Here is a 373-nt window from a genome sequence, read left to right as displayed (position 1 = left end):
CCCCATTCGGAAATCGTCGGGTATAACGGTTCATATCACCTTACCGACGCTTATCGCAGATTAGCACGTCCTTCATCGCCTCTGATTGCCTAGGCATCCACCGTGTACGCTTATTCGCTTAACCTCACAACCCGAAGATGTTTCTCTCGAAGACGACTTTAAAGGTCATGGCTACACAAGCATCAATTCGTTGTTGGGCAGTGCTCGTAATGCTCACATACTTAAGTATGCTGCGCTTACTGCGCGCTGTCCGCCTAGAATTGCTGTTGTTCGCTCATGACACTCGCCTTGGAGTATCACAAATTCAAGGTCTGAGATTTTTGAGAGACTCATCAATATACCTCGGTGATATATTGATTTGTTTTCAATTTTT

Annotated in this window: 1 rRNA gene; it reads right to left on the bottom strand. The window is 45.3% G+C overall.

The features are described 5' to 3' along the window. Nucleotides 1-124 (bottom strand): 23S ribosomal RNA (locus BHE89_RS21980); the annotation flags it as partial. Between the last annotated feature and the right edge of the window lie 249 nt (nucleotides 125-373).

It is taken from the genome of Shigella sp. FC1967 (genome assembly GCF_001743005.1).
Taxonomy (GTDB): domain Bacteria; phylum Pseudomonadota; class Gammaproteobacteria; order Enterobacterales; family Enterobacteriaceae; genus Proteus.
Note: the sequence above shows the minus strand (reverse complement) of the source record. Positions and strands in the feature narration are given on the sequence as shown.